Origin of the sequence: Parasedimentitalea psychrophila (genome assembly GCF_030285785.1) — a bacterium.
Taxonomy (GTDB): domain Bacteria; phylum Pseudomonadota; class Alphaproteobacteria; order Rhodobacterales; family Rhodobacteraceae; genus Parasedimentitalea; species Parasedimentitalea psychrophila.
The window spans coordinates 3,159,257-3,181,707 of the sequence record NZ_CP127247.1; the positions used below are offsets into that span (position 1 = coordinate 3,159,257).

At 59.5% G+C, this 22,451-nt stretch carries 22 protein-coding genes and 1 pseudogene; 10 read left to right on the forward strand and 13 right to left on the reverse strand.

What is annotated here, in order from left to right:
* The 3 genes from QPJ95_RS15395 to QPJ95_RS15405 are packed head-to-tail and all read left to right on the forward strand — an operon-like array spanning window position 1 to window position 2,070.
* Window positions 1–699, forward strand: a complete 699-nt coding sequence (locus QPJ95_RS15395; RefSeq protein WP_270917003.1) for a molecular chaperone DjiA — start codon at window positions 1–3, stop codon at window positions 697–699.
* Window positions 680–1,675 (forward strand): endonuclease/exonuclease/phosphatase family protein, encoded by a 996-nt coding sequence (locus QPJ95_RS15400; RefSeq protein ID WP_270917004.1) that lies wholly within the window; start codon window positions 680–682, stop codon window positions 1,673–1,675. The genes QPJ95_RS15395 and QPJ95_RS15400 overlap by 20 nt, the downstream gene beginning before the upstream one ends.
* 32 nt (window positions 1,676–1,707) lie before the next feature.
* Window positions 1,708–2,070: a hypothetical protein gene (locus tag QPJ95_RS15405; protein WP_270917005.1), complete on the forward strand. Its 363-nt coding sequence runs from the start codon at window positions 1,708–1,710 to the stop codon at window positions 2,068–2,070.
* Here the strand turns inward: QPJ95_RS15405 and QPJ95_RS15410 are convergent, their stop codons facing one another.
* The 4 genes from QPJ95_RS15410 to QPJ95_RS15425 form a co-directional block, all read right to left on the reverse strand.
* On the reverse strand, window positions 2,071–3,612 hold the full coding sequence (locus QPJ95_RS15410; RefSeq protein WP_270917006.1) for a Ppx/GppA family phosphatase: 1,542 nt from the start codon (window positions 3,610–3,612) through the stop codon (window positions 2,071–2,073).
* A 57-nt stretch (window positions 3,613–3,669) separates the two neighbouring features.
* Entirely contained in the window at window positions 3,670–4,377 is a 708-nt protein-coding gene (locus QPJ95_RS15415) for a P-loop NTPase family protein (RefSeq protein WP_270917007.1), read from the reverse strand.
* 1 nt (window position 4,378) lies between these two features.
* Window positions 4,379–5,446 carry an AI-2E family transporter gene (locus tag QPJ95_RS15420; RefSeq protein ID WP_270917008.1) on the reverse strand — a complete coding sequence of 356 codons (1,068 nt, stop codon included), beginning with the start codon at window positions 5,444–5,446 and terminating at the stop codon, window positions 4,379–4,381.
* 158 nt (window positions 5,447–5,604) lie between these two features.
* Window positions 5,605–6,969: an FAD-dependent oxidoreductase gene (locus QPJ95_RS15425; RefSeq protein WP_270917009.1), complete on the reverse strand. Its 1,365-nt coding sequence runs from the start codon at window positions 6,967–6,969 to the stop codon at window positions 5,605–5,607.
* Window positions 6,970–7,142: 173 nt separating this feature from the next.
* On the opposite strand from QPJ95_RS15425, the gene proS reads away from it, so the two are divergent.
* Window positions 7,143–8,498 (forward strand): proline--tRNA ligase, encoded by a 1,356-nt coding sequence (proS, locus tag QPJ95_RS15430; protein WP_270917010.1) that lies wholly within the window; start codon window positions 7,143–7,145, stop codon window positions 8,496–8,498.
* 82 nt (window positions 8,499–8,580) lie between these two features.
* Here the strand turns inward: proS and QPJ95_RS15435 are convergent, their stop codons facing one another.
* Window positions 8,581–9,042 carry a pentapeptide repeat-containing protein gene (locus QPJ95_RS15435; RefSeq protein ID WP_449301438.1) on the reverse strand — a complete coding sequence of 154 codons (462 nt, stop codon included), beginning with the start codon at window positions 9,040–9,042 and terminating at the stop codon, window positions 8,581–8,583.
* A gap of 90 nt (window positions 9,043–9,132) precedes the next feature.
* A pseudogene (locus tag QPJ95_RS24470) lies at window positions 9,133–9,255 on the reverse strand (hypothetical protein); the annotation flags it as partial.
* A 230-nt stretch (window positions 9,256–9,485) separates the two neighbouring features.
* On the opposite strand from QPJ95_RS24470, the gene QPJ95_RS15440 reads away from it, so the two are divergent.
* Window positions 9,486–10,772, forward strand: coding sequence for an ABC transporter permease (locus QPJ95_RS15440; protein WP_270917012.1), 1,287 nt, complete (start codon window positions 9,486–9,488; stop codon window positions 10,770–10,772).
* Complete coding sequence (locus tag QPJ95_RS15445; RefSeq protein ID WP_270917013.1) at window positions 10,765–11,448, forward strand: ABC transporter ATP-binding protein; 684 nt, start codon at window positions 10,765–10,767, stop codon at window positions 11,446–11,448. The genes QPJ95_RS15440 and QPJ95_RS15445 overlap by 8 nt, the downstream gene beginning before the upstream one ends.
* A 126-nt stretch (window positions 11,449–11,574) precedes the next feature.
* Here the strand turns inward: QPJ95_RS15445 and QPJ95_RS15450 are convergent, their stop codons facing one another.
* From QPJ95_RS15450 to parE, 4 genes are all read right to left on the reverse strand, one after another.
* On the reverse strand, window positions 11,575–12,009 hold the full coding sequence (locus tag QPJ95_RS15450) for a DMT family transporter (RefSeq protein WP_270917014.1): 435 nt from the start codon (window positions 12,007–12,009) through the stop codon (window positions 11,575–11,577).
* A gap of 102 nt (window positions 12,010–12,111) precedes the next feature.
* Window positions 12,112–12,792, reverse strand: a complete 681-nt coding sequence (locus tag QPJ95_RS15455) for a hypothetical protein (protein WP_270917212.1) — start codon at window positions 12,790–12,792, stop codon at window positions 12,112–12,114.
* 834 nt (window positions 12,793–13,626) lie between these two features.
* Window positions 13,627–14,211 carry a hypothetical protein gene (locus QPJ95_RS15460; RefSeq protein WP_270917015.1) on the reverse strand — a complete coding sequence of 195 codons (585 nt, stop codon included), beginning with the start codon at window positions 14,209–14,211 and terminating at the stop codon, window positions 13,627–13,629.
* A complete protein-coding gene (gene parE / locus QPJ95_RS15465) occupies window positions 14,208–16,166 on the reverse strand; it encodes a DNA topoisomerase IV subunit B (protein ID WP_270917016.1) in 1,959 nt (652 codons plus the stop codon). The genes QPJ95_RS15460 and parE overlap by 4 nt, the downstream gene beginning before the upstream one ends.
* 233 nt (window positions 16,167–16,399) lie before the next feature.
* Between parE and QPJ95_RS15470 the strand changes: the two genes are divergently transcribed.
* On the forward strand, window positions 16,400–17,818 hold the full coding sequence (locus tag QPJ95_RS15470) for a pyridoxal phosphate-dependent decarboxylase family protein (protein WP_390923825.1): 1,419 nt from the start codon (window positions 16,400–16,402) through the stop codon (window positions 17,816–17,818).
* 71 nt (window positions 17,819–17,889) lie between these two features.
* On the opposite strand, the gene QPJ95_RS15475 is transcribed toward QPJ95_RS15470, so the two are convergent.
* Both QPJ95_RS15475 and QPJ95_RS15480 read right to left on the reverse strand, forming a co-directional pair.
* Complete coding sequence (locus QPJ95_RS15475; protein WP_270917018.1) at window positions 17,890–18,501, reverse strand: glutathione S-transferase family protein; 612 nt, start codon at window positions 18,499–18,501, stop codon at window positions 17,890–17,892.
* Complete coding sequence (locus tag QPJ95_RS15480) at window positions 18,498–18,758, reverse strand: hypothetical protein (RefSeq protein ID WP_270917019.1); 261 nt, start codon at window positions 18,756–18,758, stop codon at window positions 18,498–18,500. The genes QPJ95_RS15475 and QPJ95_RS15480 overlap by 4 nt, the downstream gene beginning before the upstream one ends.
* 108 nt (window positions 18,759–18,866) lie before the next feature.
* Here QPJ95_RS15480 and QPJ95_RS15485 point away from each other — a divergent pair, with 108 nt between their 5' ends.
* The 3 genes from QPJ95_RS15485 to QPJ95_RS15495 all read left to right on the forward strand — a co-directional run bounded on the left by QPJ95_RS15485 (window position 18,867) and on the right by QPJ95_RS15495 (window position 21,972).
* A complete protein-coding gene (locus QPJ95_RS15485) occupies window positions 18,867–20,261 on the forward strand; it encodes an MATE family efflux transporter (RefSeq protein WP_270917020.1) in 1,395 nt (464 codons plus the stop codon).
* Between the two features lie 229 nt (window positions 20,262–20,490).
* On the forward strand, window positions 20,491–21,222 hold the full coding sequence (locus tag QPJ95_RS15490) for a sulfotransferase family 2 domain-containing protein (protein WP_270917021.1): 732 nt from the start codon (window positions 20,491–20,493) through the stop codon (window positions 21,220–21,222).
* A 228-nt stretch (window positions 21,223–21,450) separates the two neighbouring features.
* Entirely contained in the window at window positions 21,451–21,972 is a 522-nt protein-coding gene (locus tag QPJ95_RS15495) for a hypothetical protein (RefSeq protein WP_270917022.1), read from the forward strand.
* Between the two features lie 70 nt (window positions 21,973–22,042).
* On the opposite strand, the gene QPJ95_RS15500 is transcribed toward QPJ95_RS15495, so the two are convergent.
* Window positions 22,043–22,450, reverse strand: coding sequence for a hypothetical protein (locus QPJ95_RS15500; RefSeq protein ID WP_270917023.1), 408 nt, complete (start codon window positions 22,448–22,450; stop codon window positions 22,043–22,045).
* Window position 22,451: the final 1 nt, after the last annotated feature.

Here is a 22,451-nt window from a genome sequence, read left to right on the forward strand (position 1 = left end):
ATGTCATTGTGGACCCGCATATCTGACGCGCTTGCAGCTCTGGCCAAGGGCGAAGGCCTGACGCAGGTCTTTGAGCATCTGCGCCAGGCGCCGGAAAAATCTGTTGGCTTTGCCATTGCGGTCATTGCTCTGGGGGCCAAAATGGCCAAGGCGGACGGTCAGGTCACCAGGGATGAGGTGACGGCGTTTCGCGAGGTGTTCCAGATCGCGCAGGCGGATGAGGCGGGGGCGGCCCGGGTGTTCAACATGGCGCGCACCGATATGGCGGGCTACCGCCAATATGCGCGCCAGATCCAGGCGATGTTTGCCGAGGATCCTTCCACTTTATGCGACCTGATGGAGGGCCTGTTTCACATCGCAATGGCCGATGGGTTTTACCATCCCAATGAGAACGAGTTTCTGCGCGAGGTGTCGCAGATCTTTGGTCAGGACATCACCCAGTTCCGGGCGCTGCGGGCGCGATTTGTGCCGGATGCGCCACAGGACCCGTTTACCATACTGGGCGTGCGCCCGGATATGCCGCGCGATGAGATCCGCAAACACTGGCGTCAGCTGGTGCGCGAAACCCACCCGGATGCGATGATGGCACGCGGGGTGCCGGAAGAGGCGGTGCGACTGGCTGAAAAGCGGATGATCGATATCAACCGCGCCTGGGATCAGATCAACGGATGTGCGAAATATGCGGCTCGTCAGCTATAACGTCGAATGGTTTGGGGCGCTGTTTGACGATTCTGATCAATTGATTTTGGATCAGCAGGCGTCAGGGCGTTACGGGGTTGATCGATATACCCAGGGGCATGCGCTGGCACAGGTTTTTCAGACGCTTGATGCGGATGCGGTGATGGTGATCGAAGCGCCTAATTCCGGCAAAAAACAAGGCACTGTAAAGGCCTTGGAGAATTTTGCCGAGCGTGTTGAGATCCGGGCGCGGGCTGTTGTCATGGGATTTGCCAATGACACCCAGCAGGAAATTGCACTGATGTATGACCCGGATGTGCTGCAGGCGCGGCATGACCCGCAGCAGGGCGAGGATGCGCCGCGTTTTGACGATGTGCTGAAGCTCGACTTGGACATCGACGCCAAGATGGATCATGTGCGGTTCTCCAAACCTCCGCTTGAGCTGGCGGTGACCACGGCCAAAGGCCAGGAGCTGCGACTGATTGGTGCGCATTTGAAATCCAAGGCGCCGCATGGTGCCCGCAACAGGGATGCGGTGATCCGGATTTCCATTGCCAACCGTCGCAAGCAATTGGCGCAGGCGATCTGGTTGCGACGACGGGTAGAGCAGCATCTGGCAGAGGGCCAGGATCTGATCGTTATGGGGGATCTGAACGATGGTCCGGGGCTGGATGAATATGAGCGGCTGTTTGGCCGCTCCTCGGTCGAGATCATTATGGGCGACGATATGCAGGATCCCTTCGCCAGCCACTTGTTGCAGCCGCGCACGGCGGATCAGCCCAGCACCTCGCGGTTTTACAATGCAACGACAAAACGCTATTTTCGGGCCTTGCTGGACTATGTGATGGTGTCACCTGGATTGATGCAGCACGCGCCCAGTTGGCGAATCTGGCACCCGTTTGAGGATGCCAGATGTTACGCGGATGTGGAGCTGCGCGAGGCGCTCTTGGCGGCCTCCGACCATTTTCCGGTAAGCTTGGATATCGAATTGACCTAAAAATGCTCGGGCAGAGGGACTATATTGATCGCATGAAACACATCGTATTACCGTTGATCTTTGCCGCCCTGCTGGCAGCGCCTACCTATGCTCAGGAAACCGAACCGGGGCCCAGTCTGATGGAACAGGGCATGGAGCTGTTCTTTGAGGGTCTGCGCGAGGAGATGGCGCCGGCGCTGGATGATCTGCAACAACTGGCCGATGATTTTGCGCCAGACATGCAGGGGTTCCTGCGTCAGATGGGTCCGGCACTGGCCAAGATCGCAGCTGAGGTCGAGGACTGGAGCACCTATGAGATGCCCGAGATCCTGCCCAATGGCGATATCATCATCCGCAAAAAAACCACAGACAGCGAAGCGGACGAGCCAGAGGCAGGCGGCCAGACCGACATCTAATCAGTCCTTGATATCCACTGTAACCGTCGCATCCAATGATTGAGCCAGGGCCTGAAGACGGGCCTGGGCAACCTCACTGAACAGGGCTTCAGCCGATTGGGGCAGTGTCAGACGCAGCTGTTTCTTGCGCGGATGCCATTTAAAGGCGCCAATATCGCCGTCTTTCGAGACCATCAACATGGCGCCAAATCGCATGGCCTTGCCCAGAACCTCGGCCTGTTTCTGGCCTTTTTCATCCAGCAGACCAAACAGCGGCTCATATTGTTTGCCCTGACGTTTATTGCGATAGCGGTGCAACAGGGAGAGGCCCAGAAAAATCCGTTCTGAGTGTTTCAACCCGCCTAGATTGGCGCGGGTGGCATTGTCGAAACAGACCTCGGCCCGGTAGTCGGGATGGGCGCGCCAGCTGACGTCATGCAGCAGGCAGGCCGCCCTTATCAGCCGTTTGGTGGTATCGGGGTTGGATTTGAACAGCGGCAGCACAAAGTTATACAGCGTTTTGCCAAATCCCGGCATCCGGGCGTCCTTGGCCTCGGCAAAGCGACAGGATTCGATCAGCGGATCCCGGTTTCTCAGCCGTTGCGGCATCTGTTCATAAAGCAGCCCCTCGCGGATGCCGTAGCTGGACACCGCAATGTCGCGGGGCTTGAAGGTGCGGACAAGGCGCGACAGAACATCCGCCGCGATGGGCACCAGTGACATCCGCGCCAGCGACAATCCGCAGGTCTGCCGCAGCTTTTCGATATCATTGGCCTCGATGTATTTCACAGTGTCGCGAACGCTTTGGGTGGTCATCCGGTATTCATGCAGAACCTTCAGTGGATAGCCGCGCCGCTCCATGTCGATGCGGGCAATGGCGCGCCAGCTGCCGCCGACCAGAAACAGCCGGTCCTGTTGCGGGCCCATCTGTTTGCTCAGATCTGTGATGACCTGTTTGATGTGGTCCTTGCGGCCCCGGCGTCCCCCCGGCAATTCGCGCAGTTTCAGCGGCCCCAGCGAGGAGGTCAGCCGCTTGCCAACCCTTCCATCCTGCAGCTCGGCCAGCTCCATCGACGAGCCACCAATATCGCAGACCAGTCCATAAGATCCGGGCCAGCCCAGCAGCACCCCCTGCGCCGACAGGCGGGCTTCTTCGCGGCCGTCGATGACCCAGATTTTCAGCCCGGTTTCCCGCAGGACCTGGGCGCAGAACTCAGGCCCGTCGCTGGCGTCGCGCACCGCCGCCGTCGCCACCACGCTCAGCGGAGGCAGCCCCATGCCGGTTGCCAGTTTCTGAAAACGGCGCAGCGCCGCAAGGGCGCGCACACGGCCTTTTGGGTTCAGGATGCCAGAGTCTGACAGGCCGGCACCAAGGGCACACATGATTTTCTCGTTGTAGAAATAGGCAGGGCTGCGGGCGGCGCCGTCGAACACCACCAGCCGGACCGAGTTTGATCCCACGTCGACCACCCCAACCCGCGACAGGGCACGGGCACCCGGGTCTTCAAACAGCGGCCGCTCAAAGGGCCCCCACTCAGCAGCAGGTTCCGGTTTCACGTTCATAATGGTCCCCAGGTCGTCGTAGGCGTAAGCGCAGGATGCGGGATCAAAGGGCGGTGGTCAATCGTCCTTTGGCTCAGATTCGAGCGACATTTCATATTGGTTCTGCGCCAATAGTCGCACCGCCAGCGGTCGCGACAGGGTGCGGCCCTCGGCGAGCGAGATTTCGTCCATCTGCGCAACGATCTGCGCTGCCGCCTCAAACGAGCGGTCCATATGGGCCACCAGATAGGGGATCACATCCGGCTTGGGGATGATTTGGCGGTCATCGAACAGTTTGGCCAGCACCACCGCCAGCAGCGCATCATCCGGCGCCTCAAGCGCCACATGGGTTGCCGCCTGCACCCGGCTTTGCAAATCCGGCAGCGACAGCGCCCACAGATTTGGCGGCGCCTGACCGGTCAGCATCAGCGCGTGGCCATTTGCCAGCACCATGTTGTGCAAGTGAAACAATGCGGTCTGCGCGGCGGGGCTGCGGGCAATCAAAGGGACATCTTCGACCGCAACCGGGCCGCGGGCCAGCTCTGGCACCCTGTCTTCGCTCAGATCTGCGGCCGCAATGATTTTGGCGCCGGACTGGCTGGCCCAGACATGCACCAGATGGGTCTTGCCCGCGGCCCGTGGCCCACTGAGCACCAGTTTGCCACTGGGCCAGGTAAAGGCGCTGTCCAGCATCGCCACCGCCATGGCGTTTGAGGGGGCCACAAAGAAGTCGTCTCGCCCCAGCGCCGGTTTGGCGGGGAGATTGAAACTCAGCTGTTTTAGCATGTTACTCGGCGTCCTGGTGGGATGTGCCACGATATAGGCGGCTGCCGAGATATTGCCCGGTCACGAATCGGGCCAGCACCCCCAGCGCCGCTGCCATAGGGACGGCCACCAACATGCCGACAAAGCCAAACAGCGAGCCAAACACCGACAGCGCCAGCAGCAGCCAGACCGGGTGCAGCCCAACCGAGTTGCCCACCAGTTTAGGGGTGAGGAAATTGCCCTCGATCACCTGTCCGATGACAAAGATCACCGCAACGGCGCCAATCGAGTACCAGTCGCCCCAGAACTGAAACAGCGCCAGGCCAATCGCCAGCGCGCCGCCAATCAAGGCGCCGAGATAGGGGATGAAAGTTACCAATCCAGCGATAAAGCCCACCGCCAGACCAAAGTTCAGCCCCACCAGCATCAGCGATACCGCGTAATAGGTGCCCAGGATCAGGCAAACGGTGCCCATGCCGCGAATGAACGAGGCCAGAACCGCGTCGATCTCAGCCGCCAGTTGCTGGATCACCGGGGCATGATCGCGCGGCAGCAGCTCGCCGATCCGTTTGGTCATCCGGTCCCAGTCCAGCAGCAGGTAAATCGAGACCACCGGCACAATGACGATCAGCACCACCACATTGAGCAGCGATGCCGCCGATCCCAGCACCGATTCCAACACGCTCAGCCAGTGGGTTTTCAGGGTGGAGGTCAGCGATGTAAGCGCCTGATGTACTTGACTGTTTTCGTCAAAGAGCGATGGAAAGCGCTCGTTGGCAAAGATGCGGGCGTCGCGGAACAGCTCGGGCAGGACCTGGACCAATTCGATCATCTGAAAAATCAACGTGGGCAATACGACCAGCAGCAGCAGCAGGAAAATCACCACGGTCGCCACCGTGATCACCGCAGTGGCACCGGAACGTGACAGGCCCATTTTCTCGAGCCGATCCGCAATCGGGTCGATCAGATAGGCCACCGCGCCGCCCAGCACAAAGGGCAGCAACACGTCCCCCAGCGCCCACAGCACCACCGCAAAAATCAGCGCCACAAGGCCCCAATAGCTCAGCTGTTTCTTTGCCGGTAGTGTCATGTTTTTAAGCCCACTCTGGTCCGCGTCCAATGTCTTGCACGCATTCTTCACCCAAGGGCATCAGGCATGCAAGGGGCAGGCGGCAATCCCCGGTGGGTAAGCCGGGGACGGCTGCGGTTTTTGCTGTGGATAACAGGCCTGATACGGCGGGGGCTGCCTTAGTCGATGCGAACGCCCTGTCGTTTCAGCTCAGCCTGCACCGCCACGATATCGACCTGATCCAGTGGAGTATCGCTGCGAATCGACTGCGCGGCGGCAATGCCGGCCCCCTGACCAGCCACCGCGCAGCAGGCCATGTTGCGGGTGGCGGCATGGGCCACTTTGTCGCCGCCAATGGCGCGACCGGTGACCAGCAGGTTCTTCACCCCCTTGGGCAGCATGCAGCGGTAAGGGATCTGCATGTAACGTCCGGTGGTGGGCAGAATCAGGATGCCATAGCCGTCGATGAATTCCGGGTAGATGCCGATGCTGTCGTCAAACCTTCCCTGATGGCGGGTCTCGTCCTCGGTGATATTGTGCAGCGCGTCGATCTTGCGACTGTCGCGAATGCCGATGGTCATGCCAAAATTACGCAACCGCGCCGCCTCGCAGCCGGGGGTATAGGCCTTCAGCGCCTCGATCGCCAGCATCGCCTGTTTGCGGCCCTCGATTTCACCGCGTGTCATGCTGTCGGGGTCGGTGCCGTCAATGCCAGCCAGATGCACCAGGTTCATATAGGTCATCTCGCCGCTGTCATGCACTGCGCCCCAGGTGCCGCCGATGGTGTTCAGATGCGCCGGAATAATCCCGTCACGGATCGCCTGAGCAAAGGGCTTGGCCAGAAAGGGCGAGTACATGTCGTCCTCTTTGCCTGAGGTTTCCACCTGCCACTCGCCAGTGGACCAGTTGGCATAGGTCTGCGGATCGGCTTTGACGCCTTCCATGAATTTCTGCTTATCGACGCCGGCAATGTGGAACATCACCGATGCTGCCTGCATCTCCTCAATCGGAGTCTTGATGCAGGGTGCCCCCATCATATGGGCAATGTCGGCGTCGCCAGTGGCATCAATCACCCGCTTGGCCAGAATGGCCTCGCGGCCGGCCTTGGATTCGACGATCACCCCGGTGACAGTGTCGCCTTCGCGGATCGGCGCGACAAACTGGCGGTGCAGCATCGGGTGAATGCCGGCCTCTTCCACCAGTTTGTCCGCCACCAGTTTGAAGCCTTCGCTGTCCAGCTCGTAAGACAGAGACTGGCTTTCCGGCACTGCCGCCCCCATCATCTTGGCGCGCTCTTCGAACTCCCAGCCGATACCGCCGGCCTCAACCGTTTGTTCGTGGCGATACCAGGCAAAGCCCTCAACCCCGACGCTGGTGATATTGCCGCCAAAACAGCCAAACCGGTCCAACAACGCCACCTGCACGCCGGCTCGGGCTGCGGCCAGCGCCGCTGCCAGCCCACCGGGGCCGGAGCCGATGACCAGCACCTCGGTTTGGTGAATGACCGGGATCTCGCGGGCGGGTTCGGTAATGGTTTGGGTCACGGGGCTTGCTCCACCTGAATTTTGGCCAACATAGGAAACTGGAATACCCATTCAAGAAAATTTGCGACATGTTTGGGCAAAACCGACATTGCGGCAACGGGCAAAGCCCGATTGCTTGCGGCGCGGTGATGGCTTAGACCCCTGTGGAACCCTTTTTTGCGAATGAGACCAACATGCGCCTGACCCGCTATTTCCTGCCTGTTCTGAAAGAAAACCCTGCCGAGGCGCAGATTGTCAGCCACCGGCTGATGCTGCGTGCCGGGATGATCAAGCAATCCTCGGCCGGGATCTATTCCTGGTTGCCGATGGGGTTCAAGGTTCTGAAGAAGATCGAAACCATTGTGCATGACGAGCAGATGCGTGCCGGTCACATCCCGATGCTGATGCCGACAATACAATCGGCTGATCTGTGGAAGGAATCCGGTCGCTATGATGACTACGGCAAAGAGATGCTGCGGATCAGTGACCGTCATGGCCGTGATATGCTTTATGGTCCCACCAACGAAGAGCTGGTCACCGATATTTTCCGCAGCCACGTCAACAGCTACAAAGACCTGCCGCTGACCCTCTACCATATCCAGTGGAAGTTCCGCGACGAAGTGCGTCCGCGTTTTGGCGTCATGCGGGGCCGTGAATTCCTGATGAAGGACGGCTATAACTTTGACCTCACCAAAGAGGACGCGCTGCACGCCTATAACCGTCATCTGGTCAGCTACCTGCGCAGCTATGAACGCATGGGTCTGCAGGCAATCCCGATGCGCGCTGACGGTGGTCCGATTGGCGGCGATTATACCCATGAATTCCTGGTGCTGGCTGACACTGGCGAATCCGAGGTGTTCTATGACAGCGACGTCACCGACCTGAGCTTTGGTGATCGTGAGATCGACTATGACAGCGTCGAGCAGTGTCAGGGTGTGCTGGAAGAGTTCACCACCAAATACGCCCGCACTGACGAGACCCACGACGAGGCGCTGTTCAACGAAGTGCCGCAAGAACGCCGCCGCACGGCGCGTGGCATCGAGGTTGGCCAGATCTTCTACTTTGGCACCAAATATTCCGAAGCGCTGGGCGCCAAGGTACAGAACCAGGACGGTAAGCCCACTCCGGTTCATATGGGGTCACACGGTATTGGTGTGTCGCGCCTGCTGGGCGCCATCATTGAGGCCAGCCACGACGACAAGGGTATCATCTGGCCCGAAGGCGTCACCCCGTTCCATTGTGGTATCGTCAACCTGAAGCAGGGTGACGACGAGGCCGATGCCGCCTGTAACCAGCTCTATGCGGCGCTGACCGCTGCCGGGCTTGAGCCGCTGTATGACGACCGCAAGGAACGCGCTGGCGGCAAATTCGCCACCATGGATCTGATTGGTCTGCCCTGGCGCATCACCGTAGGCCCACGTGGTCTGAAAAACGGCGTGGTCGAGCTGACCTCGCGCCGCACCGGCGAAAGCGTCGAGATGAGCCCGGAAGAGGCGGTTAAAAAGGTCGTGGAGATCTACGCACCACATATGACCAGCCGCGGGTTCTGAGGTTTGACCTCATAGATTTAGAGAAGGGCAGGTCGCAGGATCTGCCCTTTTTTGTGCGTTGCATAATCTGCGCTTACGGGCGCTAGAAAACGCGCAGGCCAAGACCCTTTAGCAATTCAGTGGCCTGGTCCTTGGAGATGATCGCGCCCTTAAAGTTTGCAACGCTTGAAAAGCTCAACTCCCCAAGGTCTGCTGTTCTCAGGTCTGCTCCAGCAAAGCGCGAGGTCGACAGATGTGCATCGCTCATACGGCACCGGTCCAGCACCGCATCGCGAAAATCGCAACCGGCCAAATCAGCCCCCGTGAAGTCAATCTCTACCAGCTCAGATTTTCGAAAATTCATTTTTCTAAGGAAGGCGTTGGCCAGAATAGATTTGGAAAACCGGATACCAAGCGACCTGGCCTCGTCGAAATTTGCCCCGGTCAGTTTGCAATCTTCAAACAATACACCCGACACATAAGACCCTCTCCAGTTGGTCAGAGATAAGTTGCAATTGTAAAACCGAGCCTCGGTGAAATCGCTGTAACTGAAATCGGCGTTCAAGGCCCGACATGATCTGAAGCTGGCGCCCTCGTATGAAATACCTTTAAGGCCGCAATCTATAAAGTTGCAGTCTTCAAAGGAACAATCAGAGAAATCCAGGCCTGAGAGATCCTGTCCGACTATGTCGACCCCTTTGAAAGCATTTTCAGACAGGAGAGATTCAATGGCACGTCGAGTAAGCCTCTTTTGCTCTTGCTTCACCGAACACTCCATCCAGACCAATTCACTCTGTCGAGTAATCTATGGCGCGGGACGATGGAAGGAAAGCCATTGAGAGATGATAACGGAGGGGCAAAGCCATGCAATATCTGCGTAAAATTGTGGCTGCCGATTGTCGCAGGCCTGCCCGTTGGGCTGGAGGAATGCCGCGCATAACAAACCCTTGGCTTGACCCCGGCACTGCAACACCCCAATTTGACGCAAACCTATGAGCAGGAACCATAATGGCCAGTACTCCCCCGCCGTTTGCACGATTTGAGTGGATGATCGCCTGGCGATACCTGCGCGCCCGGCGGGCCGAGGGCGGCGTGTCGGCAATGACCTGGATCAGCCTGACCGGCATCTCGCTGGCGGTGTTTGCGCTGGTGGCGACGTTGGCCGTCCGCGAGGGGCTGCGCGCGGATCTCATTCAGACCATGCTGGGCACCAATGCCCATGCCGAGATCCACTATAGGCGTGATTTTAGTGGCGAGGTTCCGCAGGATCACCTGATCCGCAACTACCCAGAGCTGGTGGAGAAGATCGGCGCATTGCCCTCTGTGACCCTGGTGTCGCCACTGGTGCGCGGCCAGGTGATGGGCAGCTATCGCGGCCGCAACCTGCCGGTGGACGTGTTTGGCATCACCCTTATGGATTTGCAGACCTACCCAAAGATCGCGGCATCCCCAAACGCTATGGGTGATCTGTCCCGGTTCAACGAGGGCGTTGCCATCGGGGCAATGATGGCGCGCCAGTTGGGGGTCACGATTGGCGACCGGATCAAGCTGATCTCGCCCGACGGGGTCAAGACGCCAATGGGAACCTCGCCGCGGGTCTCGGCCTATGAGGTGGTCTATGTGTTCTCCTCGGGGCAGGGGTTTGTCGATCAAAGCCGGCTGTACCTGCCGCTGGCTGAGGCGCAGAGCTTCTTTAACCGCGAGGGTGCTGTTGATCAGCTGGATCTGCGCCTCAGGGACCCTGAGCAGGTGGGTCAGATGGTGCTTCCCTTGATGCGCTCAAGCGGTGATCGCGCCTATGTGACCACCTGGCAGGACCGGGCAGGCGGTATGATCAAGGCGCTGAAAATGCAGGACAACGCCATCTTCATCGTGCTGTCGATCCTGGTGCTGATCGCGGCGCTCAACATCGTTTCGGGGCTGATCATGCTGGTCAAGAACAAGGGCCGCGACATCGGCATCCTGCGCACCATGGGGCTGAGCCAAGGATCAATCCTGCGGGTGTTCTTTCTGTGTGGCGCCTCGGTGGGGACTGCGGGCACCTTTGTAGGGGTGCTGCTGGGGGTGGGATTTGCCGCCAATATTGACGTGGTCTACGGGCTGGTTGACTGGATCACCGGCAGCGGCGTGCGCGATCTCGAGGCCAGTGGGTTTTTCTTTCCCTCCGCCGTGGTGACCTTTGGCGATGTGGGCTCGGCTGCGGCTCTCAGCCTGGCGCTCAGCTGGCTGATCACCCTGTTTCCAGCGCGGCGTGCGGCGCGGATGAACCCGGTCGAGGCGCTGCGATATGAGTGATCTTATGTTGGAACTGACCGGCATCGTGAAATCCTATAACCGGGGCAAGCCGGGACAGGTGGATGTGCTGCGCGGCGCGGATCTGCAATTGAAATCGGGCGAAGTGGTGGCGCTGGTGGCGCCCTCGGGTGCCGGCAAATCAACGCTGCTGCATATCGCCGGCCTGCTGGATACGCCGAACGCGGGCACGGTGCGGCTTGGCGGGGCTGAGCTGACCGGCAAAAGCGACCGCAGCCGCACCGCTACCCGTCGTCAGGATGTGGGATTTATCTATCAGTTTCACCACCTGCTGCCCGAATTCACCGCCGTGGAAAACATCACCCTGCCGCAGCTGGCCAACGGTATATCGCAGCGCGCCGCCACGGCGCGGGCGCAGGATTTGCTGGCCCGGGTTGGATTGCAGGACCGTGGCCATCACCGCCCGGCCGCACTGTCGGGAGGCGAGCAGCAGCGGGTGGCCTTTTGCCGCGCACTGGCCAATCAGCCGCGTGTCCTGTTGGCGGATGAACCCACCGGCAACCTGGACCCCGGCACCTCGGATCAGGTGTTTGGCGCCCTGATGGAGCTGGTCGCAGGCACTGGCATGTCTGCGCTGATTGCCACTCACAACATGGAGCTGGCGGCGCGGATGGACCGGATGGTCAGGCTTGAAAACGGAGTGTTGGTGACTGTTTGACCACCAGATAGAGCCCTTGTTTATCTGGACCCTTGTTCATCTGGCTCTAAATATCCTGGGGTGAATTGTCCGCAGGACAAGAGGGGCAAAGCCCCGGCTTTAGACCGCGACCGCCAGCCTAGATTGTCAGGCCATCTGGGTAATCCAAACCCCCAGGGCCATCACCGAAACCCCGGCGGCGCGGGTCAGGGTCAGCGGGCTGATCTGGGCGCCGAACAGGCCAAAATGATCAATGGCGGCGGCGCTGAACAATTGGCCCAGCAGCACAAAGAACACCGCGTTGCCAATGCCGAAATGCGGCGCCACATGGGTGATCGATAACACGTAAAAGGCGACCAGAAGACCCGCCAGCAGCAGATGTCTGGGGGCGCTTGTGACTAGGGACAGGCTGCGGGGGCCGATCAGGATATAGACCAGAACGGCGGCGGAAAAGGCGACGGCAAACAGCACCACCCCCGCAGCCATCGGCGAGCCGATCAATTGCCCCAGCCCGGCGTTCATCGCGGCCAGCACCGGAATGCCGATACCGGCGGCAAGCATGATCAGGGCGTAATTGGTCATTTCGGCTCTCCACATTGGTTCTGGATATCTGTCTGCGGCAATGTCGGCGGATGTGCAAGATCGGACGCAGCGGCGTTTGTCGCCATGAACCGGCACCGCAGCCTAATCGCAAATGCCGCCGAGCTGAACATCTTTCCAGGGCAGATAGACATCAGCCTCGCGGCTTTGCGGCAGCTCTGACACCGGCATTGCGCCGCTGATCATCTGGTGCAGACGGCGGGTGCGCGCTGCTTTGGGGGCCAGAGCACGGCAGCAGACGTATTCCTCGATGATCGACCCCTGCTGTTCATATCCATAGCTGAGAAAATCCGCCTCGGCGGCCAGATCAAACAGATAGGGATCGGTGCGGGTGCCGTGCTCGGCGGCGGCGCGCAGGGGGTGATAGCCGGTGACCGCGCGGTTCTGCCATTGCCAGGCATGGGTCAGCTCATGCGCCAGCAGCATGGAGTCGATCAGGAAGATCTGATCCGGGTAGGCAGGCATAAAGTCCGGCAAATACCAGTCCTTGGCGAAGAAAATATGGTTGAACAGGGCGACAGCGGCTGGTGAGGCGGTGACGATTTCGGCCTTGACCGGTGGCAGGATACGCTCGCGGCAGGACAGCCGGGGGCGGGGCAGGCGGTGGAAGGTGACCGAGGCAACCGGAGCGCCGTGGACCAGTCGGATACGGTCCAGGTTCAGGGAGTCTCCCTGAATTTGACTGGCAAAGCCCCGCTCCGCTTCGGTCAGCGGACGGCCGCAGGCGGCGATGAGCAGCAGGATCACAATAGCACGCATGAACATCTGCTCAGGGTAGCCGGGCTTGGGCAGGGTGAACAGGGAAATGGCTTCGGCGGGCGGCGAATTTGTGCAGGTCAAAAGGCCCCGGCAGGGCGCTGCCCCGGGGGATAAGGTGGTTCTGTCTGGAGGGTCCTTAGTGAGACTGGGATGTAAAAAGGACGGCGCCGCCCATGCGGAAGCGGACGGGCATGGCGCCCGCGTCTTGAAAGCTGTCAGTCACGCTCCGGTTTTAAGGGAGCCCTTGGTCCTGTGGCCCGGGGTGTCAGTCCTGGCCATATGTGTCGCGACGGCTGAGGTATCGCAGCCTCGGGTTAAGGACGGCCAAGCAGGGCGTACGGTGGGGGGGCTGGGCTGCAACGGCTGGGATTGAGCCGCTGAGGGCTGGGTGGTTGGTGAGGTTGGATGCCTCCGGCGGGAGTATTTTGGCAACGAGAAATGGTGGCTATTGCAGGATTGCACCGTATTGAACTGTATTGGATTGAGCGGGCGGGGCGGGCGGTTGGTGTTTTGCGGCTTTTGGCGCCGGGGGCGCCGGGGGCGCCGTGGCCCGCCCCACGTCTGGCGGTATTTTTGGAGTCCACACCGGCTCCCGAAGGGACAAACAGTGTGGGGCACTGTTTGAGGTGTGGACGGGCGGAGCCCTATGCAACCAACAGTGCAAATCAAAGAGCGGTGTTGGCGGTATTGCCCCCTTGGGACGTAAGGCATAGCCGCACGGCCCGCGCCTGACCTTCCCCCCGGGGAAGGCGCATATGCGCCCTCCCCAAGGTCAGGCGCGGGCCTTTTGGTGTGCGGTGGTGGCAAGTTGGAGAAACGCAGACTGAGTTTTCGCTCGAGTTAAGAGATTCCAATGCAGGATCGAAGTTCTTCCATCACGGCTTGATACGCAGCTTCAATTTCATTTTTTTGAGGGATGGATGAGGTGTCGAATAGCTGTTCGAACTCGTCGTTCCACTCGTAATTCGTGTGTTCTTTTCTGTCTCCGTCACCGCAGGAAATGTGGCTCCTGATTAGTGCGTCTTTTCCTGCACCGGAGTAAGTTTGAAATGCAAGATGAATGAAGCTGTTGTAAGTTGTGTAGAAATCTTCACTGAGCAAATGTCTGTAGATATTTACGACTTTGTCCAGTTCGCGTTTCTTTTCGATCAGATATTTGGGTGACACATCTTTCCAGTACCCGATCCAAACGAAGAAGCAGAATATAGCATTTAGATTGGGAGCAATTTTATCATATAAATCGAGCCGTTTTTCTACGATCTTCCTGTTCTGCCATTGAGCATGATCTATACTCTTTAGGCGGCGGTTCAGAACATACCCTACCAAAGCGATCGTCAGCGGTGTGAGAAATGCTACAAAAACATCTACCCACGCCATTTCGAAAAATTGAATTAAATTCTCACTAGCTGAAATTGTCTTACTCAAACATCCAACTCCTCCACAAACCGCGCATTCTCTTGAATATACTGGAATCGCAGTTCGGGTTTTTTGCCCATTAGGCGCTCGACCAGATCTTCGGTCTCTCCCGGCTCATCCTCATCAATCGTGATGCGGATCAGTTTGCGGGTTTTGGGGTCCATGGTGGTGACCTTGAGGTCCTTGGCGTCCATCTCGCCGAGACCCTTGAACCGGGATACGTCGATTTTACCCTTGCCGCCCAGACCCTTGGCCATCCACTCATCCCGCTCCGCCTCGTCCAGGCAATAGACCCGGCGCGCCCCCTGGGTGAGGCGGAACAGCGGTGGGCAGGCCAGATAGAGGTGGCCGGCGTCGATCATGGGTCGCATCTGGGTGAAGAAGAAGGTCATCAGCAGCGCCGCGATATGGGCGCCGTCAACATCCGCATCGGTCATGATGATGATCTTGTCATAACGCAGATCGTCGAGGTTGAACTTGCTGCCGGTGCCGACCCCCAGCGCCTCGCACAAATCCCGAATTTCGGCGTTGGTGCCGATCTTGTTCGACGCCGCCCCCAGCACGTTGAGGATCTTGCCCTTCAGCGGCAGCAGCGCCTGATTGACCCGGTTGCGCGCCCCCTTGCCGGAGCCGCCCGCGCTGTCGCCCTCGACGATGAACAATTCGGTGCCGGCGCGGTTTTTGGCGGTGCAGTCGGTCAACTTGCCGGGCAGCCGCAGCTTCTTGGTGGCCGTTTTGCGCTGGGTCTCTTTTTCCTGGCGGCGGCGCAGGCGTTCCTCGGCCCGCAGCACCAGGAAATCAAGGATGGCGCCGGCCGATTTGGTGTCATTGGCCAGCCAGTTGTCAAAGTGGTCGCGGACCGAGTTCTCTACCATCTTGGACGCATGTTCCGAGGACAGCCGGTCCTTGGTCTGGCCGACGAAGGCCGGGTCGGCGATAAAGCACGACACCAGCGCGCAGCCCCCCGCCATCAGGTCGTCGCGGTTGATCTGGGCGGCCTTTTTGTTGCTGATCAGCTCGCCGTAGGCCTTGATGCCCTTGAGGATGGCGGACCAGAAGCCGGTGACATGGGTGCCACCTTCGGGGGTGGGCACGGTGTTACAGTAGGACTGGGTGAAACCATCGCGCGATGGGGTCCAGTTGATCGCCCATTCCACATAGCCGACCTCGCCGAATTTCTCGCGGAACTCGACCTTGCCGGCAAAGGGGGCCTCGGCATAGACCGAGGATTTGCCCAGCACTTCGCTAAGGTAATCCTTAAGCCCGCCGGGGAAGTGGAAGATGGCGCTGGTTGGGGTCTCGCCGTCGTCGATGGCGGTTTTCCAGCGGATTTCGACGCCGGAATACAGATAGGCCTTGGAGCGCACCAAAGAGATCATGCGTTTGGGTTTGAAGCGGTGATGGCCAAAGATCTGCTCATCCGCGTGGAAGGTGACAGAGGTGCCGCGCCGGTTGGGGGCGGCGCCGATCTTTTCCACCGGGCCCTGCGGGATGCCGCGCGAGAAGCGTTGTTCGAACAGTTCTTTGTTCTTGGCCACCTGCACCACCAGGCTATCGGAGAGCGCGTTCACCACCGAGGAGCCAACCCCGTGCAAGCCGCCCGAGGTCTGGTAGGCCTTGCCGGAGAACTTGCCGCCCGAGTGCAGGGTGCAGAGGATCACCTCAAGCGCCGATTTACCGGGGAATTTGGGATGCGGGTCAATGGGGATGCCGCGGCCGTTGTCGGTGATGGTGACCGAGTAGTCGGCATTCAGGGTGACCTCGATGCGGTTGGCATGGCCGGCCACCGCCTCGTCCATCGAGTTGTCGAGGATTTCGGCCACCAGATGGTGCAGCGCCCGTTCATCCGTGCCGCCGATATACATGCCCGGACGCTGGCGGACCGGTTCCAGCCCCTCCAGAACCTCGATCGAGGACGCGTCATAGGTTTCCGTTTCGGTGTCGGACAGGAGATCATTGGCCATGTGGGGGGCTGCTCTTTGGTGAGGGTGGTTGGTCACAGTATGGCAGGTGTGGCGGTGTGGGGAAAGGGGGAGGCTAAGTGTTGTGGATAACTGCGGTGCTGCCGCAGAGATCGCGCCGGGTGCTGTGGGGCTTGGCCTTATCGGATGAGCAATTTGGCTGTACCTGAAATGGCCGCAGAGTAGAACATCCATGCCAGGTGCGGCAGAGGATGACTGATATGACAGAGAACAGCATGAAGAGTTGCGGATTGGACCCGGTTGACTGGGAGGATTTCCGCAGTGAGGCGCGGCGGATGCTGGAGGCCTCTATTGATCAGTTGCAGCAGGTGGCCGAGCGGCCCTGGCAGGCGGTGCCCGAGGCGGTGAAAGAGGGCTATACGGTGCGAGCTGAGGGTTGCGACGCTGGCGAGATGGTGGGGCGGATAACCGAGGAGGTGCTGCCCTATCACGGGGGTAATATTCACCCGAGATTCTGGGGCTGGGTGCAGGGCAGCGGGCTGGCTTCGGATCTGATTGCCGGCATGGCGGGGGCGGTGATCAATGCCAATACCGGCGGTCGTGATCACGGCGCCAATTATATGGAGCGCGCGGTGATCGACTGGACCCGTGAAAAGATGGGGATGCCCGAGGGCAGCAGTGGGGTGCTGGTGGCGGGGACCTCGCAGGCGACGGTGATTGCCTTTCAGGCGGCGCGGCTGCGGGTATTGCCGCAGCTGCGCAAGACCGGCCAGGGGACGGCGCGGCTGATCGCCTATGCGGGCGAGGGCATTCACAATGCCACCAGCAAGGCGCTGGAGCTGTTGGGGATCGGGTCGGACAATCTGCGGCTACTGCCTTTGGTCGAGGGGCAGATCGATTTGGGCGCGCTGCGGGCGCAGATTGCCCGGGACCGGGCGGCAGGGGGGCTGCCCTTTCTGCTGGTCGGGATGGCGGGATCGGTGGATCTGGGCGCCTATGATGACCTGAATGGATTGGCCGATGTGGCGGCTGACGAGGATCTGTGGCTGCATGTGGACGGCGCCTTTGGCGCCTGGACGCGGATTGCCGAGCAGCCCTGGCGGGGCTTGAGCGATGGTATTGGCCGGGCTGACAGTATCGCCTTGGATTTTCACAAATGGATGTATGTGGGCTATGACTGCGGCCTGGTGCTGATTGCCGATGAGGCCGCGCACCGGGCGGCTTTTGCGGCGCGGCCCGCTTATCTGGAGGCGGCGGAACGCGGGCTGGCGGGGGGCGATCCCTGGTTTTGTGACTATGGTATTGATCTGTCACGCGGCAATCGGGCGCTGAAGATCTGGACCGCGTTGGAAATGTACGGTGAGGCGGCTTTGGCGGCGGCGATCAGCGACAATTGCCGACTGGCAGCACTGATGGCGCAGGAAGTCGAGGCACGCCCCGAGATGGGTCTGGCGGCGCCGGTGGTGTCGAATGTCTGTGTGTTCACGGCGCGGGCTGATCTGACGCCGCAGGCGCAGTCATTGTTGAACAGTGAGATTGCCCAGTCTCTGCAGGAGCGGGGCGAGGCGGTGTTCTCTACCACCCGGGTGCAGGGGGTGGTGATGCTGCGCGCCGCCATGACCAATCATCGCAGCCGGGACGCGGATATCCGGGCTGCCCTTGCGGCGGTGGCGGCACTGGCCGCGGTGGGATGATTTTTGGTTGTGATCGCTGGGGGCTTTGCCCCCAGACCCCCAGGATATTTATGGCCAGATGAAGCCGGGGGTCAGGCGCCGCCGCCGCGGACAAAGGCGCGCTGGTAGGCGGCGCGGTTCTGCAGGGCTTCGACAAAACCGGCCAGCGCCGGATACTCGTCGCCGCGGCCCATCCGAATGGCGATCTCGGCCGGGAAGCTGAGCAGGATATCGGCGGCGGAGAGCTGGTCGAGAACAAAATGTCCCGAGGCGCGCAGCTGGCTGTTCATATAGGCGAAGTGGCTGGTCAATTGGTGTTGGATCCGGGAGTGCAGCGGGGTGCCGGCCTCGCCCAGCATGCCCACATAGAGGTTGAGCAGGATTGGCGTCATGGCGGAGCCTTCGGCAAAATGTATCAGTTCTATATGGCGAATGAACGCCGGGGTGCTGCGCAGCGGGATCATTTGCGGCGCGTGGTGGCTGCAGATCAGCTCGACGATGGCAGCCGATTCGATCACTGTCTCGCCGTCCATTTCCACCACCGGAGATTTGCCCAGCGGGTGCAGCTTGCGCAACTTTGGCGGGGCAAGGTTGGTCTTGGCGTCGCGGTCGTAGCGGATCACCTGGTAATCCAGCTCCAGCTCTTCGAGCAGCCATAAGATACGGTGGGAGCGGGAGCGGTTGAGGTGGTGCACAGTGATCATGACGTGATGTCCTGTTCGCCAGCCCAGTCGGCAATGAGCTGAGCGATTTCGATGTGGTATTGGCGGCAGCTCTGGGGTGCAGCCTGCTGCAGGTTGATGCAGGGCAGAGGCGGCGCGGGTGCCGGCCAGGCGCCGCTGTATTTGGGGAAGCCGTGCAACATCAGCCGTGGCATCAGATCGGCAACGCCGCTGTTGCGGGTGGGTTCTTTCAGAAAAACTCTGGCTGCGGGGACGCGCTGGGCAAAGGAATCGGTCATGAAAACAAGCTCCGAATCTGTATCGCGCCAGCCTAGCACAGAAATGCCCAACCCAAGGGGGAACGGATTACCTTGCCCTCAAGGACTGGCTGTGGCTAAGGCTTGGGGATGAAGAATACATCGCACTCCAAATCTCCAATGACCCGAGGCGGTCATGTCGCTGCCATTGCCGTGCTGGGCTTGCCGCTGATCGGAGGTCATGTGGCGCAGTTTGCCATTGGTCTGACCGACACGGTGATGCTGGGCTGGTACGGGGTTGAGGCGCTGGCGGCGGTGACGCTGGCCTCGACCTATTTCTTTGTGCTGTTTTTGTTTGGCGCCGGCTTTGGCTTTGCGGTGATGCCGATGGTGGCGGCGGCGGCGGGCGCTGGTGAGGACCGGCAAATCCGCCGCTGTACCCGCATGGGGCTGTGGTTGTCGCTGGCCTATTGCGTGATGGTGATGCCACTGTTGCTCTATGCCGGTCCCATTCTGGATATGCTGGGCCAAGAGCCGGTGATTTCACAGATGGCGGCGGGTTACCTGCGGGTGGCGGGCTGGGGCATTTTCCCGGCGCTGCTGGTGATGGTGCTCAAATCCTATCTGGCGGCACTGGAGCGCACTCAGATTGTGCTCTGGGTGACTTTGGGCGCCGCGGTGATGAATGCGGCGGTGAATTATGCGCTGATTTTCGGCAATTGGGGGGCGCCTGAGCTGGGGGTGCGCGGCGCGGCGATTGCCTCGTTCAGCACCCAGGTGGTGTCCTTTGTGGCGATCATCATTTACGCGCTGAAGGTGCTGCCCGAGCATGAGTTGCTGAAAAACTTTCAGCGCCCCGATTGGGAGATGCTGCGAAAGGTTTTCCGGCTGGGGGTGCCAATTGGTTTGACGACGTTGAGCGAAGTGAGCCTGTTTGCCGCCTCGGCGGTGATGATGGGCTGGCTGGGCACGGTGGCACTGGCGGCGCATGGCATTGCGGTGTCGCTGGCCGGGCTGACCTTCATGGTGCATCTGGGGCTAAGCAATGCGGCGACGATCCGGTCTGGCAATGCCTATGGGCGGCGGGACCGCGACCACATGGCGCGCGGCGGCAAAGTGGTGACGGTGATGTCGCTGGTGATGTCGGTGATCGCAACGGTGTTTTTCCTGGCCATGCCGGAGGCGCTGATGTCGGCCTTTATGGATGGCAGCGACCCGCAGAAACCGGAAATTCTGGCGATTGGCGTTGGCTTGATGGCGATGGCGGCGCTGTTTCAGCTGGTGGACGGGGTGCAGGCCATCGCGCTGGGGCTGCTGCGCGGGGTGCAGGACACCACGGTGCCCATGGTGATCGGGGTGTTCAGCTACTGGGGGGTCGGCATGTCGGGCTCCTATCTGCTGGGATTTGTGTTTGGCTATGGCGGTGTTGGGGTCTGGATGGGGCTGGTGCTGGGGCTCAGCTGTGCATCGGTCCTGCTGATGCTGCGGTTCTGGGGAGTGGTGATTGGCCGGGTTGGCGAGGAGGCGGGCTCGCGCCAAATGTGACGTCGCAGTGGGCAATGCGGCACCGTGCACATTTGGCGCAGAAGGCGGGTCGCAAAGAACATTCCAAGAGAAAAATATTATTCTATCAATTTGACCCTCGGCCCAAATCCTGTTGATCTAGCGTTTCAACGGCTCGACACCATCTTCAATGCCCTCGCCTATTTGTTATCGCGACAAGGAACTGAAGGCTTCTGCTGCCAGGGACATTACTGCTTGAAGGAGCGATTCTATGCCAATGGTTGTTGTCGTGGAGAAATACAATTTGTGCATTGTATTGTCACCAAAGGTGGCCTCCACAACTTTGCTTAAATTTGCCATGTCGTTGTCAGGGGTAGATATCGGCGAGCGAAATGCTCGAAAATTTGCCCGTCATGAACGCAAATTGCTACAAGGAAACGGGTTTGTCAGCCGCAATATTCCGAGTCATTTGCTCTGTGAATTTGCCAAACAACACCCTTCTTATAAATGGGTTGCGGTGATGCGGAATCCTTATTCAAGGTCGATTTCGAGCTACAAGAGCAAGGTGCAGCGTTACGCACGAAAATTCCAGCTTGGCACCTATGTCTGGACAGGCCTCATTAAGTCGTTAAAGGGCCCCAAGGTTTGGGATGACTCGCGGTATCATGCCAAGGAAGTCGCTAAACGGATAATATTCGTTGATTTCCTAAAAGGGCTACAGCGCCACGGATTGGGCTGGGATGGGCATTTTCAACCGCAAACGGACTATCTTGCGATTGGAATTATGTCTTACGACTTGCTCATTAGGCAGGAAGAATTGGATGAGGGCATTAAGAGGATTGCTGAATTAGTGGGGATTCCCGTCGCTTCATTACCGTTGCTCGCTTTTGAAAATACTTCATTGAATAGAGAGTTCGACAAAGAGACCATGTCTGTGGAAGAGCGGCGATTGATCTTGGAACTGTACAAAAAAGACTTTGAACTGCTGGATTATGAGCCTTAGAGGGAAATCCCTTGCAGGCCGTTTTGCAGGCCGTTCGACCTATCCGATTTCGGGGCGCAGGTCTGCATTCAACCCCAGCTTGGACATCGACCACCCAATCCAAGCGCCCCAACACCAAGACCCGGCCTGACCTCAAATTCCGAAGTCCCGGCACAGAATATTCCATCCCGCCACTATCATTCCTAGCCGTATAGCTTAAGGGAAGTGGCACGTTATGGAGAATGAACGATGGGCGATCCACAGAACTTACTTGAACTGGTTGCGGCGGCGCGGGCCAATGCAAAGGCGTTTGAAGATCGCATTTCAGAAATCTTACAACTTACCGATGGGCAGAACGGGTCCGACGCCCAAGTCGAAGACCTTCGCGCTGCAACTGTTGCGCTTGAATTGGCCGCGGTCGATATCTACTCTGTGTTCGAAGCGCGGATGCAGCACCACTTTCGACGGGGCCCGTTTTCCCGCAAATTGAAGTCACTGCTGTTGGCGTCTGGGAAAACGGCCCTGGCCGATAGGATCCATCAATATTATCTCGTGATCAACGTGCTGAAGCATGGCAAAGGCGCGAGTTATCGGGAACTACTTAAATCCCCAAGCGCCCTTTTTGCTGTGAACCCAGCCGAAGACATCAGCGACGATGAATTGCAGGCACCCGCAGGCCTTGTCGATATCAGTGCGCCGGGCTTTTTTGATGGGCTGACCTCAACTATTATTGAGGCTTACCATTTCCTTGAAAACAGGCAGGCTTCTTAGCTCCTTGCAGTCACGGCTCGGTAAGCTGCCGAACGTGACGGGTGGGCACAGGTCCGTCAGTGGTCCCGCCCTAGCCTTGCCCTTTCATCAGCCGGTCGGCTTTTTTGCGCACCAGTACGGTGCGCAGGTCGTGCATGGCGAGCAGCAGGTCGTCGGTGATCATCTCTAGTTGATCCGGGGCGGCCTTGGACTGGGCCCAATGGGCGGTGGTGTTCAGGTAGTCAATGGCGCGGTGGATGTCGTCGATGTCGCGGGTGGCCAGCAGGGCTTTGCGGGTGATCATCCAGCTCCTGATCTCGGCCTTGTCACGGTCCGACAGGCTGCGGCCGCCATGTGGTTTGACCTCGCCGTTGCGGATGTTCACAACGGCGATCTGGTCCATTTCAATGCGGCGCTGCCGGTTTTCAGTGTCGATACGGTAAACAAAGGCGCCGTTATCCCGCACCCGGAAGTAATAGTCCGGTAAGTCAGCGCTCATG